18 protein-coding genes and 1 tRNA gene are annotated in these 15,292 nt (G+C 44.5%); 16 read left to right on the top strand and 3 right to left on the bottom strand.

The genetic code is table 11. The features are described 5' to 3' along the window. Positions 1–4 precede the first annotated feature (4 nt). Positions 5–1,999 (top strand): primosomal protein N', encoded by a 1,995-nt coding sequence (priA, locus tag Q7U10_10055; protein MDO8282943.1) that lies wholly within the window; start codon positions 5–7, stop codon positions 1,997–1,999. Between the two features lie 17 nt (positions 2,000–2,016). Here priA and Q7U10_10050 read toward each other — a convergent pair whose 3' ends face one another. Both Q7U10_10050 and rlmN read right to left on the bottom strand, forming a co-directional pair. After that, positions 2,017–2,949 (bottom strand): bifunctional riboflavin kinase/FAD synthetase, encoded by a 933-nt coding sequence (locus tag Q7U10_10050; GenBank protein ID MDO8282942.1) that lies wholly within the window; start codon positions 2,947–2,949, stop codon positions 2,017–2,019. A 20-nt stretch (positions 2,950–2,969) separates the two neighbouring features. After that, a complete protein-coding gene (gene rlmN / locus Q7U10_10045; GenBank protein ID MDO8282941.1) occupies positions 2,970–4,028 on the bottom strand; it encodes a 23S rRNA (adenine(2503)-C(2))-methyltransferase RlmN in 1,059 nt (352 codons plus the stop codon). A 62-nt stretch (positions 4,029–4,090) separates the two neighbouring features. Here rlmN and Q7U10_10040 point away from each other — a divergent pair, with 62 nt between their 5' ends. The 13 genes from Q7U10_10040 (at position 4,091) to queC (ending at position 13,391) form a co-directional block, all read left to right on the top strand. Beyond that, positions 4,091–4,285 (top strand): DUF6485 family protein, encoded by a 195-nt coding sequence (locus Q7U10_10040; protein MDO8282940.1) that lies wholly within the window; start codon positions 4,091–4,093, stop codon positions 4,283–4,285. Positions 4,286–4,291: 6 nt separating this feature from the next. Continuing rightward, positions 4,292–4,378, top strand: a tRNA-Leu gene (locus Q7U10_10035). 75 nt (positions 4,379–4,453) lie between these two features. Continuing rightward, entirely contained in the window at positions 4,454–5,890 is a 1,437-nt protein-coding gene (locus Q7U10_10030) for a sensor histidine kinase (GenBank protein MDO8282939.1), read from the top strand. A gap of 7 nt (positions 5,891–5,897) precedes the next feature. Next, on the top strand, positions 5,898–6,554 hold the full coding sequence (locus Q7U10_10025; GenBank protein MDO8282938.1) for a response regulator transcription factor: 657 nt from the start codon (positions 5,898–5,900) through the stop codon (positions 6,552–6,554). A 91-nt stretch (positions 6,555–6,645) separates the two neighbouring features. Further along, positions 6,646–7,182 (top strand): TlpA disulfide reductase family protein, encoded by a 537-nt coding sequence (locus tag Q7U10_10020; protein MDO8282937.1) that lies wholly within the window; start codon positions 6,646–6,648, stop codon positions 7,180–7,182. A gap of 108 nt (positions 7,183–7,290) precedes the next feature. Next, positions 7,291–7,683: a glycine cleavage system protein GcvH gene (gene gcvH / locus Q7U10_10015; GenBank protein ID MDO8282936.1), complete on the top strand. Its 393-nt coding sequence runs from the start codon at positions 7,291–7,293 to the stop codon at positions 7,681–7,683. Then, positions 7,683–9,068: a dihydrolipoyl dehydrogenase gene (lpdA, locus tag Q7U10_10010; protein MDO8282935.1), complete on the top strand. Its 1,386-nt coding sequence runs from the start codon at positions 7,683–7,685 to the stop codon at positions 9,066–9,068. Before gcvH ends, lpdA begins: the two co-directional genes overlap by 1 nt. A gap of 116 nt (positions 9,069–9,184) precedes the next feature. Continuing rightward, positions 9,185–10,012 carry a 3-deoxy-8-phosphooctulonate synthase gene (kdsA, locus tag Q7U10_10005; GenBank protein ID MDO8282934.1) on the top strand — a complete coding sequence of 276 codons (828 nt, stop codon included), beginning with the start codon at positions 9,185–9,187 and terminating at the stop codon, positions 10,010–10,012. 8 nt (positions 10,013–10,020) lie between these two features. Beyond that, on the top strand, positions 10,021–10,989 hold the full coding sequence (locus Q7U10_10000; GenBank protein ID MDO8282933.1) for a KpsF/GutQ family sugar-phosphate isomerase: 969 nt from the start codon (positions 10,021–10,023) through the stop codon (positions 10,987–10,989). Between the two features lie 3 nt (positions 10,990–10,992). Beyond that, positions 10,993–11,526, top strand: coding sequence for an HAD-IIIA family hydrolase (locus Q7U10_09995; protein MDO8282932.1), 534 nt, complete (start codon positions 10,993–10,995; stop codon positions 11,524–11,526). Beyond that, positions 11,519–12,067 carry a CDP-diacylglycerol--glycerol-3-phosphate 3-phosphatidyltransferase gene (pgsA, locus tag Q7U10_09990; protein ID MDO8282931.1) on the top strand — a complete coding sequence of 183 codons (549 nt, stop codon included), beginning with the start codon at positions 11,519–11,521 and terminating at the stop codon, positions 12,065–12,067. The genes Q7U10_09995 and pgsA overlap by 8 nt, the downstream gene beginning before the upstream one ends. Further along, a complete protein-coding gene (gene plsY, locus Q7U10_09985; protein MDO8282930.1) occupies positions 12,067–12,687 on the top strand; it encodes a glycerol-3-phosphate 1-O-acyltransferase PlsY in 621 nt (206 codons plus the stop codon). The genes pgsA and plsY overlap by 1 nt, the downstream gene beginning before the upstream one ends. Then, entirely contained in the window at positions 12,684–13,391 is a 708-nt protein-coding gene (gene queC, locus Q7U10_09980) for a 7-cyano-7-deazaguanine synthase QueC (GenBank protein ID MDO8282929.1), read from the top strand. The genes plsY and queC overlap by 4 nt, the downstream gene beginning before the upstream one ends. Positions 13,392–13,396: 5 nt before the next feature. Here queC and Q7U10_09975 read toward each other — a convergent pair whose 3' ends face one another. After that, entirely contained in the window at positions 13,397–13,690 is a 294-nt protein-coding gene (locus Q7U10_09975; protein ID MDO8282928.1) for a hypothetical protein, read from the bottom strand. A 167-nt stretch (positions 13,691–13,857) separates the two neighbouring features. Between Q7U10_09975 and Q7U10_09970 the strand changes: the two genes are divergently transcribed. Together Q7U10_09970 and Q7U10_09965 are read left to right on the top strand one after the other, a co-directional pair. Then, entirely contained in the window at positions 13,858–14,595 is a 738-nt protein-coding gene (locus tag Q7U10_09970) for a competence/damage-inducible protein A (protein MDO8282927.1), read from the top strand. Position 14,596: 1 nt separating this feature from the next. Beyond that, positions 14,597–15,211, top strand: a complete 615-nt coding sequence (locus tag Q7U10_09965; GenBank protein MDO8282926.1) for a class I SAM-dependent methyltransferase — start codon at positions 14,597–14,599, stop codon at positions 15,209–15,211. Positions 15,212–15,292 lie beyond the last annotated feature (81 nt).

The raw sequence follows: 15,292 nt of genomic DNA, 5'->3' as shown, positions 1-15,292 counted from the left end.
GCAGGTGGATGTTCTTTTTCCTATTAACGCAGGGTCATTCACCTATCTCGTGCCTGATGAGTTAACCTCTGGTATTAAGATCGGCTGCCGTGTGCTGGCGCCGTTCAGGCGTTCAGAGAAGGTCGGCATCGTAATTGGAATTAATAAAAATCCCCCCTTGCCCCCCTTTGCCAAAGTGGGGGTACATGGAATTGCCAAGGCGATCAAACTTAAAGAGATAACAAAGGTCTTTGATGAAGAGCCGCTTGTCCCTGATAAACTTCTGAAGCTCATGGATTGGGTAGGGCAGTATTATATCGCTTCCCCCGGCATGGTCTTAAAAAACGCATTGCCGTCATCTATCTTTGAAGGCAAAAAAACCGGAAAGCAGAGAATAACTTCCGGCTCGGAAGAAGGAATTAAAAAACGTATCGTCCTGAACCTTGAACAGAAGGATGCTTTAGAGAAGATCAATGATGCCGAATCAGGCGTATTCCTTCTTCATGGCGTTACAGGCAGCGGTAAGACAGAGGTATATATCCGGGCTGTAAAATCTCTTCCTCAGAATAAATCTGCGATAGTCCTTGTGCCTGAGATAGCTATCACAGCCCAGATGATAGGACAGTTCAGGAATAACTTTGGCGACAAGGTTGTCTTTTATCATAGCGGGCTGTCTGTCGGCGAGAGGCTTGCAAGCTGGCATAAGATGCGCACCGGCGAGGCTAAGGTCGTGCTTGGCGTGAGGAGCGCGGTCTTTTCTCCGTTTGATAATCTCGGCCTTATTATAATTGATGAGGAGCATGACGGGTCTTATAAACAGTTTGACGGGCTTAAATACAGCGCAAGAGATGTCGCTCTTGTGCGGGCGCAGATAGAGGGGATAAAGATCGTCCTCGGTTCAGCCACGCCGTCACTCGAGACTTTTTATAATGCTGAGATCGGGAAGTTCACTAAGATCGAACTTCAGCACAGGATCGACAAGAGGCCTATGCCGGATATTGAGATGATCAATATGTCCAAAGAGAATAAGGTGCTGTCATTCTCTGAAAAGTTAATAACAAAGATCAAGGAGAAGCTCTCTGCGAAAGAGCAATCACTGATACTGCTTAACAGAAGGGGATATTCCCCGTTCCTTATGTGCATCGACTGCGGATATACCTACAAGTGCCTTGTCTGTAGCATAACCCTCACTTATCACAAGAATACCGAGAGCCTGAACTGCCACTACTGCGGCTCATATCTTAAACCTGCTGACGCCTGTCCTGAATGCCGCAGTACGAAACTTGAATATATCGGCACAGGCATACAGAAGATAGAAGAGGGGCTTAAAGACCTTATCCCTGAGCTCAGAGTGGCAAGGATGGACAAGGACACAACCACACGCAAGCTCTCTCACTACAGAATGGTCAAGGATATGGAGGCCGGAAAGACGGATCTCCTTTTAGGAACCCAGATGGTTGCTAAAGGGCATGATCTTCCTGATGTTACTCTTGCCGCTGTGATATCCGCTGATGTTGCGCTTAACCTGCCTGACTTCAGGTCAGCGGAACGCGCGTTTCAGCTATTTACCCAGCTTGCCGGAAGGGCGGGAAGGGGCGATAAAAAGGGCGAGGTGCTTATTCAGACTTACGAGCCTGATCATTATATGTTTGATTATGTCAGGCGGCATGATTACAGGGGCTTTTATGAAAAAGAGATTGATCTCAGAAAAGAACTTTCTTATCCTCCCTTCAGTAAACTTGTCCGAATAGTGTTTGGTTTTAAGATTAAAACAACAGGCGAAAAGGTTATTAAGAGCCTGTCAGCAAGGCTTAAGAAAAATGAGGCCGGCAGTGTGACAGTTCTCGGCCCGGTCATTGCGCCTATTGAAAAGATAAAGAATCTCTACAGATGGCATCTGATATTAAAAGGGAAGAATTCTAAATCTCTGAGGCAGAAGGCTCTTGAGATCGCTGATATGGTCAAAGACATTAAAGATATGAAGGTTGATATAGATGTTGATCCGATAAATATGCTGTGAACTAATCTATCTGATATTCAGTGTTTATCTTTTAAAACTGTTTTTATCTCTTCAATATCATTCCTCATCTGTTGGGCCAGTTCTTCAACACCTGCAAATTTCTTCTCATCCCTGATGCGCTTTATGAACTCCACATTTATCTCCCTGCCGACGATCTCGTCGTCAAAGTCAAAGATGTGGACTTCGAAACTTAGCTTCATCTGTTTAAAGGTCGGGTTTACCCCGATGTTGGCGGCGCCGCAGTATGTTTTTTTGTCGAACTTTACCTTTACCGCATAGACACCGTCCATGGGAAGAAGTTCGTTAGATGTTGAGATATTGGCGGTCGGGATATTAAGGAGCGCCTTTCCTCTCTTTGCTCCCTCGATTACCACGCCTTCAACAGAGTAGTGCCTTCCAAGAAAGAGCGGCGCCTCATCTACCTTGCCCTTTGCGATAAGGCTTCTCACCTTTGAACTGCTGAGAGTTATATTGTTGTATGTGATATCAGGTATGGATGTTACCTTGAAGCCGTATTCATTGCCAAGCTCCTTCAGCATTTCAGGACACCCTTTTCTCCCTTTGCCGAAGCGGTAGTTGGCGCCTATGAATATCTCCTTCACGCCGATTGCATCCCAGAGTATGTCGTGCACAAAATCCTCAGCTGTCATATGAGAGAATTCTTTTGTGAAGTTTGCGCAGACCAGCACGTCTATCCCGTGCTTCTTTATAAGTTCAGCCTTGCTCTTAAATGGGGTAAGCCGGCTTGGCGCCCTTTCAGGTGCTATAACCCGCAGAGGATGGGGCTCGAATGTAAATACGATGGATGTTCCCTTCTTCTTTCCGGCTTTATCAGTGACCATTTTAAATATCGACTGGTGGCCGAGATGCACGCCGTCAAAGTTGCCTATAGTAAGGACAGGGTAGGGGTACTTCTTTTTTATATGCTCAATCCCGTCAATGATGATCATGCTTGATAGTATAACGCATGTCAGCTTTTATATGCCGCCTTAAGCTGGCCGCAGGCAGCGGATATTTCCGAGCCTTTGCTCTGTCTTATGGTAGCAGGGAGCCCTGCATTTAAAAGTATCTCCTGGAACAGATGTATCCTGTTTCCAGATGGTTTATTCAGCGTCTTGTCATCAGATGCGTTATAAGGAATCAGGTTGACCTTTGCCCTTATGCCCTTAAGCAGTTTCACAAGCCTTTTCGCATCTTCATCCGAGTCATTCAGTCCGTCTATCATTACATACTCAAAGGTGATCCTTCTCCTTGGCGCCAATGTGAATTCCCGGCAGGCGTCCAGCAGGTCTCTAATCGGATATTTTTTATTGACAGGCATTATTCTGCTCCTGACCGCATCGGTGGTAGCATTCAGGGATATCGCGAGGTTTACACCAGGGCCTTTTTCACCAAGTTCCAAGATCTTCGGGACTATGCCGGCGGTTGAAAGGGTTATCTTTCTCTTTGAATACCCCATCAGGGAGGTGAGTTTCCACAATGCCGTGTTCACCTCTTTGAAATTATTAAGCGGCTCGCCCATCCCCATCAGCACGATATTGGTGATATCCTGTTCATCCTTTTTATCTTTAACATCCGCGTTAATATATTTCTCAAGCACTAAGACCTGATCAATGATCTCATGAGATTTGAGGTTCCTTATGAAGCCGAGCTTTCCGGTCATGCAGAATTCGCACTTCAGTGCGCATCCGACTTGTGAAGATATGCAGATGGTATATTTCCCTTCACCGTGAATATTAGGGATAAGCACGCTCTCTATCGTCTCGCCGTCCTCAAGTTCAAAGAGGAATTTACTCGTTCCGTCTTTGGCTGTTTTTTTATCAAGAAGCTTCAGGCTGCTGATAAACGCCTTTTCCTTTAACCTCTCCCTAGTCACGGCCGAGAGATCGGTCATCTCGTCAATAGATGCGGCGTGTTTTTTGTATATCCAGTTTATGACCTGCTTTGCCCTATACGGCTTTTCGCCGAGCTTTTGGATGAAGATGCTCATCTCTTCTTCAGATAACTGTTTAAGATTTGTTTTCATAATAAATCCGGAAATTTTTATTTTGATATAATATATTATTCTATCTATTATTTTGGAGAAGAGATATGAAATGTAAGATGGAAGAGCACAGGGATTTATGTAATTGCACCTATGCATCGTGCGAGCGTAAGCTCAAGTGCTGCGACTGTCTTCATTATCATAGAAAGAAGAGCCAGCTTCCGGCATGTTTTTTCAATGCCGAGTTTGAACGGACATATGACCGTTCTATTGAGAACTTCATAAAGATGTATCAGAAATAAAATATCGCCGGTGTGGTGTAATTGGTAGACGCGCCGGACTCAAAATCCGGTCTGGGCGACCAGGTGGGAGTTCGATTCTCCCCACCGGCACCATTTTTGAAGTTTCATCGTATTATTTTCTCTCGATTAATATATTAAACTTGAATTGTCCAGGACATTGAGGCATTAATGTATTTTTTGGATTTTATTAAGGCGTGGTCAGAGAATAATTTAGATATTATCTTCTTCTTTTCCGGGTTCGGCTTCTTCATCATGGGTATCGCCATCCTTGTCCAGCCCAAGAAAGGGAGCGAGTTCAGGGTTGCTGACTTTTTCTGGCTCCTTGCGGCCTTTGGGTTGACCCACGGATTGAACGAGCACCTTGACATGTGGTCATTGATAAGAGGCAGGCACCCTTTTCTTGATTTTGTCCGATGGTACATCCTTGTAATCTCTTATATCTTCCTATTTGAATTCGGAAGGAATCTTATTCGCATGGTTTCCCCTGGTTCTTCCATGTGGCAGAAACGGGCAGCTAAGTTTCTCGGTTGGTGGTGCACTCCTCTTATTGCAGCGTTTATCCTGTATAAAAGCGTATTCACTTATGACTTTTGGATGATAGCCAGCATATGGACAAGATATCTCTTCGGTTTTATCGGAAGTTTATTGATAGGACTCGGGCTTTCTTTATACTACAGGAACAACGAGGCCATCTTCAGGCCCATAAGGGTTAAAAAGTATTTTTTAACGTGCAGCATCGCTTTTTATTTATACTGCTTTCTGGGCGGACTGGTTGTGCCCAAAGCCGATTTTGCTCCATCAAACTGGCTTAACACGGAATCATTCCTTGAAATGTTTTATTTTCCGGTTCAGTTCTTTCGTGCCGTTTGCGCCCTGACTGCTGCCTGGGCAATAGCCGGTATCCTTAAGATATTTAACTGGGAGGTGAGGAGTAAACTTGAGGTATCCGCTAATCGTCTTCGGAAGATGATATTTAAAGTATCAAAATTGGAAGAAGACGAGAGAAGGCGCATTGCCGAGGACTTGCATGACCATATCGGCCAGAATTTAGCCATTTCCAAGCTAAGGTTAAAAACGATTAAAGAGGCCTCGATGCCTTCATCAGAAGCTATTGATGATGTCCTTGAACTGATCGATGAGTCAATAGCATATACAAGATCGCTTACGTTTGAATTGAGCCCGCCCATCCTTCATCAATTGGGATTCGTTCCTGCAGTTGAATGGCTTGCGGAGCAGTTCAGGAAAAAGTACGGCCTTATTACAGAGGTAGTGTCAGAAGGGGAGATTCATGATATCAGCGGAGAAAAAAGCATAGTCCTATTTAAAACTGTCAGGGAACTTCTGCATAATATTGTTAAACACGCTCTTGCCGAAAAAGCAGTCATCAGAATAAAGAAAGCTCACCAAGACCTCTGTGTTACAATTGAAGATGACGGCATCGGATTTGACGCCAAATCAATTAATGATTACCTGGAAAACGAGAGTGGATTCGGAATATTTAACATACAGGAAAGAATTGCTTATTTTAAAGGGACATTTAATATAGAATCTGAAAAATCAAGAGGGACAAAGATTGAAATAATTGTTCCCCTTGAGCATTATTAAGATAGCTATGACTGATACGAATATAAAAATTCTCATTGCGGATGACCATAAAATAATGCGTGACGGCCTCCGTACGCTGCTTGAAAAACAGGCTGATTTTCAGATCGTGGCTGAGGCGGGTGACGGGAGAACCGCAGTCAAGATGGCACAGGAACTATCTCCTGACCTTATTGTTATGGATGCTTCTATGCCAGATATGAACGGCATCGAAGCGACCCGCCAGATAATTTCCAGCATTCCAGGCATAAAGATAATCGCTTTATCAATGCACTCTGACAGGCATTATATTGTTGAGATGTTAAAGGCAGGCGCGTCAGGATATGTGCTGAAGGATTGCGCATTTGATGAATTGATATCTGCCATGCGGTCGGTACTTGATGATGCGATGTACCTGAGTCCAAAGATAACAGATACGATCCTTACCGAGTACATTAACGATGTGCCGTTTAAGAATATTTCCGCTTTCTCTTCCCTTACAAACAGGGAAAGGGAGGTTTTGCAGCTTATCGCCGAGGGCAATACCACTAAAGAGATAGCAGGACTTCTGGGTATCAGCATAAAGACTGTCGAAACCCACCGCCAGCAGTTGATGAATAAATTGAAGATCCACAGCATAGCCGGTCTTACCAAGTATGCTGTCCGTGAGGGCCTGACCTCTCTTTAGTGAGGCTGCAGCTTTTGCAGTAAATTATTTTTTGTTAGCCAAATACATAACAAATATGTACAATAAGGTAAAATTATTACAGGAGATATAAATGAAGAATTTGAAGATATCCTTATTCACATTAATACTGGTCGCTGCTTTGGGGCTCATTGTAGTTTATGAATCTGTAAATGCCGAGGATCTTATTCCATGGAAGGGAGACAGGGTAATCGGATCACAGGCCGCTGATTTCACAATAAAGGACCTTAAGGGCAATGATGTCACACTCTCTTCTTTCAAAGGCAAGCCTGTCCTTCTGAACATCTGGGCTACCTGGTGCCCTTACTGCAGGAAGGAGAGGGCTGAGCTGAATGAACTGTATAAAGAGTATAACGGGAAAGGGTTGGTAATAATCTCGGTAGCGAATGACAGATCTATTGAAAAGGTAAAGCAGTATATTAAAAACAATCCTGCCAGTTACATGGTCCTTTCAGATGAGGACAGCATTGTAACAGATGCTTATAGTGTTTATGGCTTGCCGACCAATTTTCTTATTGACCGCAACGGTATAATAAAAAACAAGTTCTCGGGTTTTCGAAGCTGGACTGACCCTGAGTCAAAAAAGCTCCTGGAAGAGTTTATCAAGTAGCCTTTCTTTCTTGACAAATAAAATCTCCAATGATTAGAATTTCTCTCATATTCGTTTTTATATAGTTACATTTAATATTAAATAAACAACTAAATAAGGAGGAACATTATGAATCCCGAAGACGTCAAATATCACAAAGAACACACCTGGGTAAGGGTCGAAGACAAGAAGGCTACGGTCGGCATCACTGACTATGCACAGGAATCACTTGGTGACATTGTCTATATAGATGCTCCTGAATTAGATGGGGAAGTAGATGCAGGGACAGAGCTCACTCAGATCGAGTCTACCAAGGCTACCTCTTCTGTGATCAGCCCCGTAACAGGTACAATCGTGAAGATAAACGAGGACCTTTCTGATTCTCCGGAGATCATCAATGAGGACCCGTATGGCAAGGGCTGGATAGCTGTACTTGATATTGAGGACGAGGGCCAGCTTAACGGCCTTATGGATCTGGAGGCGTATGAGAAATATCTTGAGGAAGAGGTGAAGCTTAAATAATGAAGATAACAATTCTGGGCGCGGGCCCTGGCGGGTATGTAGCAGCATTAAGGGCAGCACAACTGGGAGCTGAGGTAACGGTAATTGAAGACGGTGAGGTAGGCGGCACTTGCCTTAACTGGGGATGTATTCCTACAAAGACACTTATCGCGTCCGCTGAGGTTCTGCACAAGGCGAGAAACGCAAAGGATTACGGGCTGGATTTTGAAGGCTCTATCTCTCCTAATATAGCGAAGATAGTTGAGAGAAAGAACAAGGTTGTAGGCACTCAGGTCAAGGGCATACGCGGGCTCTTCAAGTCATGGGGAGTCAGCCTGATTGAGGGCAGGGGCGTTATCGCTTCCCCGAAAAAGCTGAAGGTCACACTGAAGGACGGCTCTGTTTCAGATATTGATACTGACAAGATAATTATCGCTACAGGTTCAAGACCTGCGCAGATACCGGTATTCCCATTTGACGGGAAAAGGATACTCTCAAGCGACCACGCAATCAATCCGGATTCCATTCCTAAAAGCCTCCTCATCGTAGGGGCGGGCGTCATAGGGTGCGAGTTTGCATTCATATACAATGAGTTTGGTTCTGAAGTGACTATGGTCGAGATGATGCCGAACGCCGTCTCAACAGAAGATGAAGAGATATCGCAGATACTCGAGAGAGAGCTTAAGAAGAACAAGATCAAGCTCCTGACCAATACAGGCGTTGATAAGGTTGACGTAAAGGCTGACGGCATAACCGCTACACTCACAAATGGAAAGACTGTCGAGGCTGAGAAGGTGCTCGTATCAATCGGAAGGGCTGTTAACAGCGCGAATATCGGACTTGAAGATGTTGGCGTCAAACAGGGCAAACGCGGAGAGATAATCGTAGACAGCAGCCTGCAGACCAATGTTGAAGGTATCTATGCCATAGGTGATGTTACCGGAGGGATAATGCTTGCGCACCTCGCATCAAAAGAAGGTATGGTCGCTGCTGAGAATGCCATGGGCGGAAACAGCAAAGTTAATTATGATGTTATTCCTGCTGCGATATTTACAAGCCCGGAGATAGGATCAGTAGGACTGAGGGAGAAGCAGGTCGCTGCAATGGGGATTAAATACAAGGTCGGAAGATTTCAGTTCAGGGCGCTTGGCAAGGCGCATGCCATGGGGGAGATATCAGGCCTCTTTAAGATGATAACCGAAGAAGTGACTGACAGAATAATTGGCGCGCACATAATAGGTGCGCATGCTTCCGACCTGATACATGAAGTTGCTCTTGCTATGCAAAATGGACTGACCGCAAAGGATATTGCAGATACAATACATGCCCACCCGACACTTGCCGAAGGTATTATGGAGTGTGCTGAAGATGTCCATGACAGGGCGATTCATTCACCAAAAAAGTAGACAGGCTTTAAGCATTAGTGAATAAAATACATCATGTCTTATCAGATAACATATTGAATTTATAATCATGGTCAGGCTTTTTGCCTGGCCATATAATTTTTTCAGGTAATTAAATAATGAAGACCAATGAAGTAAAGATAGGAAATGTATCTATCGGAGGAGATAACCCTCTTGTATTTATTGCAGGCCCCTGTGTTATCGAGTCAGAAGCGTCTACTCTTAAGGCTGCTCTAAGGCTTGCTGAGATGTCTCAGCGGCTGAATATCCCGATCATTTTCAAAAGTTCATATGATAAGGCAAACAGGACATCTGTTACTTCATACAGAGGCCCCGGCATTGATGACGGGTTAGCTATTTTAGATAAGGTCAGGCAAGAGACAGGGCTTTCTATAATCTCTGATGTCCATTCTGTTGAAGAGGCGAAGAAGGCTTCTGAAGTGTTGGACTGCCTTCAGATACCGGCATTTTTATGCAGGCAGACCGACCTTATAGTTGAGGCTTCCAAGACCGGCAAGCCTGTTAATGTAAAGAAAGGACAGTTTCTTGCGCCGGGTGATGTAAAGAACATAATAAATAAAGCTCTCTCAACCGGAAATGAAAATATTCTGATCACAGAGCGCGGCGTTTCTTTTGGATACAATAATCTCGTTGTTGACATGCGCTCCATACCGATAATGCAGGGGTTTGGTTATCCGGTAGTTTATGATGCCACTCACAGCGTTCAGCTTCCGGGTGGGATGGGGAGTTCATCAGGAGGCGAGAGACAGTTCATAGAGCCGCTTACGAGAGCTGCGGTTGCAGCAGGGTGTGATGCTGTCTTCTTAGAGGTACATGAATGCCCTGAAAAGGCTCTATGTGACGGGCCGAATATGGTGGCGCTGGATTCACTGCCGGAATTACTGCAGCAGCTGGTTCAGATCAACGAACTGATAAGGAAGATGTAAGTAAAGTCATGGATAAGTATATTGAACAGGCAAAAAAGGTTTTAAGGATCGAGGCGGATGCCATCGAGGCTATGATCGAAAGGGTCAATGAAACGATCATAGAGGCTATTGATATCCTGTATCAATGCAAGGGGAAGGTCGTGGTCACCGGGATGGGAAAGTCAGGGCTTATCGGCAAGAAGATAGCCGCGACACTTTCATCAACAGGAACCTCCGCATTCTATCTTAATCCTGCAGAAGGAAGCCACGGCGATATCGGCATGGTGACAAAAGATGATGTTGTCATTGCAATATCAAACAGCGGCGAAACTGACGAGATAATTAATATCCTTCCTGTGCTTAAGAGGCTTGACGTAAAGATTATCGCGATGACTGGGAATTCCGGATCGACACTCGCCAGGAAATCTGATGTCGTGCTTGATATATCAGTTAAGGAAGAAGCATGTCCAATGGGGCTTGCTCCGACCGCCTCAACCACAGCCACGCTTGCGATGGGCGATGTTCTGGCCGTGACCGTATTAAGCAGGAAGGGCTTTACTGAGGAGGACTTCGCATTCTGCCATCCAGGAGGCAATATCGGCAGGAGGCTGCTGACAACTGTCGAAGACCTTATGCACAAAGGAAGCGATGTGCCTGTTGTCGGCCTTGATACGAACATGAAGGTTGCCATACTAGAGATCTCATCCAAGCGCCTCGGCATAACAACGGTTGCTGATGCGGAGGGAATGTTCAAAGGCGTGATCTCTGACGGGGACCTCAGGAGAGGTCTTGAAAAATGGGGTGAGGGTTTTATCAATCTCAAGGCCGGTGATGTCATGTCAGTTAGTCCCAAGACAATAATGCGCGACGCCCTTGCTACAAAGGCTGTTTCTATAATGGAGAAGAACTCAATTACATCTCTTGTCGTTCTGGATCAGTCACGGAAGGCTGAGGGGATAATACATCTGCATGACCTGCTTAAGGCTGGGATAGTTTAAAAAATGAAAGATATGAATAATACCGCTGAAAAAGCAAAGAATATAAAACTGCTGATACTGGATGTTGACGGTGTTATGACTGACGGCAGCATAATGCTTGATAATAACGGGAATGAATACAAGATATTTCACGTCAGGGACGGCCATGGGATAAGAATGCTGGATAAGGCCGGCATTAAGACAGCTATCATTACAGGAAGAAGGTCAAAGGTTGTGGAAAGAAGGGCGCTGGAGCTCGGCATTACTGATGTACATCAGGGAGTATATAAGAAGTCGGATGTCTATGACGGGCTTCTCAAGAAATATGGTCTCAACGACGAGAATGTTGCTTTTATGGGTGACGATACGGTTGATATCGAACTTTTCAAAAGGGCAGGCATGACCGCTGCGCCGGCAGATGCTGAGGATGATGTCAAAAAGATTGCAGGCTTCATATCAGGCAGAAACGGCGGGAGAGGCGCTGTAAGAGAATTTATCAACTTAATATTGAAGTCTTCGGGCCTCTGGAAAGATGTCTCAGGCGAGTCCATTGATTAACATACCCACTCTCATCACATTAAGCAGAATATTTGTGATCCCGGTCTTTGTCTTTGTTGCGGCGAAGAATCCTTTTATGGGCGCCATTATATTTTCGCTTGCCGCTATTACAGATTTCTTTGACGGATATATTGCGAGAAGGTCAAAGCAGGTGACCAAGCTCGGGATACTGCTTGACCCGATAGCAGATAAACTTCTCGTCATATCCGCTCTTATCGTTCTTGTGGACATGGCGCTTGTGCCGGCGTGGATAGCCATAGTCATCATTGCCAGGGAATTTCTCGTGACCGGACTGAGGGTGGTTGCATTGACAAAAGACCTGGTGATACCTGCCGAACTTGGGGGAAAGATAAAGGTCGGCGCGCAGATAGCTTCGATAATAATACTGCTGCTTGACAGGTCATTGATCAGCTATGATTTTTTCGGTCCGCTCGAGTTCCTTGTTGAATACAGCGTCGGTATCACGCTCCTTTGGGCAGCAATGATAATAGGCCTGGTGTCCGGAGTACAATATTTTAAGGCATTCTGGAAGAAGCTGTAATGAGTCTCAGAATTTATCTTTACCTTCTTATCCCGCTCTCTTACCTTATCGGCTCCATTCCTTTCGGCGTTATCATAAGCAAGGCAAAAGGCATAGATATAAGGAGCACTGGAAGCGGCAATATAGGGGCGACCAATGTCTTGAGGGGCGTTGGCAAACTACCCGCGCTTCTTACGCTTGTATGTGACATTCTTAAGGGGGCGGCGCCTTTCTTTTTACTGTATCTTATACTTGGCGAACGTGGTTCTTCTTCTTTTGATCTATGGGGCGGGATGGCGGCTCTGGCAGTTGTGGCCGGACATCTCTTTCCGGTCTTTCTTTCCTTTAAGGGAGGGAAGGGCGTTGCAACAGGACTTGGGGTTATGCTTTTTTACAGTCCGATAACCCTGGCAGTTATGGTCATTATATGGCTGGTGACCGCTGCCATTGCCAGATACTCCTCTCTCTCTGCCATAACTGCATATTCTGTAATGCCGATAATACTTGCACTGTCAGGCGCTTCATTTATTAAAGTTTCTTTTGGTTTAATACTTGCTATGATGATTGTCTTAAAACATGCTTCAAATATAAAGAGGCTTTGCAATGGCGCAGAGACTAAAATAGGCGGCAGTAAGGGATGACTGGCAAAAGAAAACCGGCTGTGGTTCTTTTAAGCGGCGGCATTGATTCCACGACAACCTTGTATATCGCAAAGGCTCTTGGGTTTGACCTTTATGCCATAACATTTAACTATGGCCAGAGGCACAGTATTGAGCTTAGCATGGCCCGTCTATGCGCAGAGAGGCTTGATGTCAGAAAACATCTTGTCCTTGATATTGACCTGAGACAGATAGGCGGGTCAGCTCTCACCTCAGATATGGAAGTGCCGAAAGCAGTTAACAGCCAAGAGCAGGCACAATCCCAAATCCCTGTTACTTACGTTCCGGCAAGGAATACCATATTTCTATCATTGGCGCTTGCCTGGGCTGAAGTTATAGGTTCCGAAGATATCTTTATAGGCGCCAATGCTGTTGATTACAGCGGATATCCTGACTGCAGGCCGGAGTTTATCCATGCATTTGAGAATATGGCAAACCTCGCTACCAAGGCTTCAGTTGAGGGAAGTCTAAGATATAAAATTCATGTTCCGCTGATAGATATGACTAAAGCCGGGATAATAAGGAAAGGCGCTGAACTTGGCGTGGATCATTCTCTTGCATGGAGCTGTTACGATCCTGAAATGAGGAACGGTAAATATTTGCCGTGTTTGAGATGTGACAGCTGTGTGCTGAGAATTAAGGGATTTAAAGAGGCAGGAATAAGTGATCCTTTATCAGATGCCTGAAGAACTTAAAAATCGCTGTTGAACTTGTAGCCGAATCCGGCCCTGCAGACCCCGTTAATATGTTCTGTCCACTGGGCAAGCCCGAATTTCGGTATATCGTCGTGACTTTCTGCTTTGATCGTGATGACCTGGCCTTTTTCAAGGGGATAATGGGTTATCAAACTAAAACCAAGATCCGAAATATCAACTATCTTTCCTCGAGAAAGGATCTTTGTGCTCTGCCTGAACTGTATCTCAGTAACTTTGAACTCGATATCAATGTCGGTTGTTCTTCTGAATGACTTCCGTCTTTCTTTCATTGTTTTAACCTTGCAGTGTTTCTATATAAATCTTATCAATTAGAATTAACTAAGTCAAGGAACTGATAATGTTTCTATTGCCCTGATTAATTATGTTTTGTTGTGTTGACCGCAATAAGATTGAAAATAATTTATATTTAGATTTAAATGAAGTAAAATGAATAAGTATGGAAGATAAAGGCATAAATACAGCAGGCATTATCATAATCGGCAATGAGATACTCTCCGGCAAGGTGCAGGATGTGAATTCTTACTATCTTGCAGCTGAACTCAGGTCGTTAGGCGTTGATGTCAGGCGCATATCAGTGATACCTGATGAACTCGATGTCATAGGAAAGGAAGCAAGGGATTTCTCCGTTGCATATGACTTTGTATTCACGACCGGCGGGGTGGGCCCCACACATGATGATGTCACAATGGAAGGTATCGCGCAGGGCTTTGGTGTCAGGCTTGTGCGCAGCCCTTTGATCAGGAATATTTTATCATCGTTATATGACTCTATGAATGACGCAGTGTTGAAGATGGCCGATGTGCCTGACGGTTCTGATATTATCTTTAATGAAAAAATGCGGTTTCCCGTTGTTAATTTTAAGAACATATATATCTTTCCCGGAATCCCCGGCTACCTTAAGAACAAGTTTCCCCTCATCAGGGAGAGGTTCGCATCATCTTCCATATATCTGAATAAAATATTTCTAAAGACACGTGAGTCTGATGTTGCCGCAGTGCTGAGCGAACTGGATTCCTCGGAGAATGGCATCACCATAGGGTCGTACCCCATTTTGGAGTGCGATGATTTTAATCTTATTGTTACAGTCGAATCCAGGTCTATGGACTCATTGGAAAGAGCAATGAGGAAACTTATTGAAAAACTCCCCGGAGAGGGCATTATAAAAATAGAGTAATATGGATGAGCTTTCAAAGGAATATGTTATCTCCTATTACAGTAAGTCCCTGAACTTTCACGGTGACACGCCAGCCGCTGTAAAATGGACCGGGCAGGGACAGCTCCTCCGTTTTGAATCCCTGCTCAATCTCAATGGGGATATCAGCGGCTGCAAGGTCCTTGATTACGGGTGCGGCAAAGGGGACTTTTATCAGTTTCTTACGGATATGGGGATCGATGTTGATTATGTTGGATTTGATATTAATAAGGATATGGTCGCTTTAGCCAGAAGAAAGTTTCCACAATGCAGGTTTGAGATCTTTGATATTGAGAAAGATACGCTGGATGAGGATTTTGATTATATTTTCCTGTGCGGTGTCTTTAATCTTAAGTTAGAAGGTATTTATGAGACTGTGAAGAATGTGCTTTCGAGACTCTTCAAGCACTGCCGTCATACCCTTGTTTTTAATGCGCTTTCTTCACATGACCCGAGAAAGGACTTCGAGCTTCACTACATCTCACCCGAGGATATTTATGATTTTGCGGCAGCTGATATTTCACCTTACGTCGCCCTCAGGCAAAATAAGGGTTTGTATGACTTCAACCTGTTTATATATAAGTCAGATAAGCACTAATGAGTCAGGTGGTCTTTTCTTGGTTTCAGCAATATGTATAATATATTTAATGGATAATATTTAAACTCTTGCCTTTGTCTT

This window comes from Thermodesulfovibrionia bacterium (genome assembly GCA_030646035.1).
Lineage (GTDB): Bacteria > Nitrospirota > Thermodesulfovibrionia > UBA6902 > UBA6902 > JACQZG01.
This window is presented reverse-complemented; position numbering and strand designations above follow the sequence as displayed.

What these genes read in the sequence shown, in the direction of transcription:
- Q7U10_10050 (MDO8282942.1), bottom strand. Translation starts at nt 2,949, where the DNA reads ATGATCATCATTGACGGGATTGAGCATATAAAAAAGAAGTACCCCTAC.
- Q7U10_10040 (MDO8282940.1), top strand. Translation starts at nt 4,091, where the DNA reads ATGAAATGTAAGATGGAAGAGCACAGGGATTTATGTAATTGCACCTAT.
- Q7U10_10030 (MDO8282939.1), top strand. Translation starts at nt 4,454, where the DNA reads ATGTATTTTTTGGATTTTATTAAGGCGTGGTCAGAGAATAATTTAGAT.
- Q7U10_10025 (MDO8282938.1), top strand. Translation starts at nt 5,898, where the DNA reads ATGACTGATACGAATATAAAAATTCTCATTGCGGATGACCATAAAATA.
- Q7U10_10020 (MDO8282937.1), top strand. Translation starts at nt 6,646, where the DNA reads ATGAAGAATTTGAAGATATCCTTATTCACATTAATACTGGTCGCTGCT.
- gcvH (MDO8282936.1), top strand. Translation starts at nt 7,291, where the DNA reads ATGAATCCCGAAGACGTCAAATATCACAAAGAACACACCTGGGTAAGG.
- lpdA (MDO8282935.1), top strand. Translation starts at nt 7,683, where the DNA reads ATGAAGATAACAATTCTGGGCGCGGGCCCTGGCGGGTATGTAGCAGCA.
- kdsA (MDO8282934.1), top strand. Translation starts at nt 9,185, where the DNA reads ATGAAGACCAATGAAGTAAAGATAGGAAATGTATCTATCGGAGGAGAT.
- Q7U10_10000 (MDO8282933.1), top strand. Translation starts at nt 10,021, where the DNA reads ATGGATAAGTATATTGAACAGGCAAAAAAGGTTTTAAGGATCGAGGCG.
- Q7U10_09995 (MDO8282932.1), top strand. Translation starts at nt 10,993, where the DNA reads ATGAAAGATATGAATAATACCGCTGAAAAAGCAAAGAATATAAAACTG.
- plsY (MDO8282930.1), top strand. Translation starts at nt 12,067, where the DNA reads ATGAGTCTCAGAATTTATCTTTACCTTCTTATCCCGCTCTCTTACCTT.
- queC (MDO8282929.1), top strand. Translation starts at nt 12,684, where the DNA reads ATGACTGGCAAAAGAAAACCGGCTGTGGTTCTTTTAAGCGGCGGCATT.
- Q7U10_09975 (MDO8282928.1), bottom strand. Translation starts at nt 13,690, where the DNA reads ATGAAAGAAAGACGGAAGTCATTCAGAAGAACAACCGACATTGATATC.
- Q7U10_09970 (MDO8282927.1), top strand. Translation starts at nt 13,858, where the DNA reads ATGGAAGATAAAGGCATAAATACAGCAGGCATTATCATAATCGGCAAT.
- Q7U10_09965 (MDO8282926.1), top strand. Translation starts at nt 14,597, where the DNA reads ATGGATGAGCTTTCAAAGGAATATGTTATCTCCTATTACAGTAAGTCC.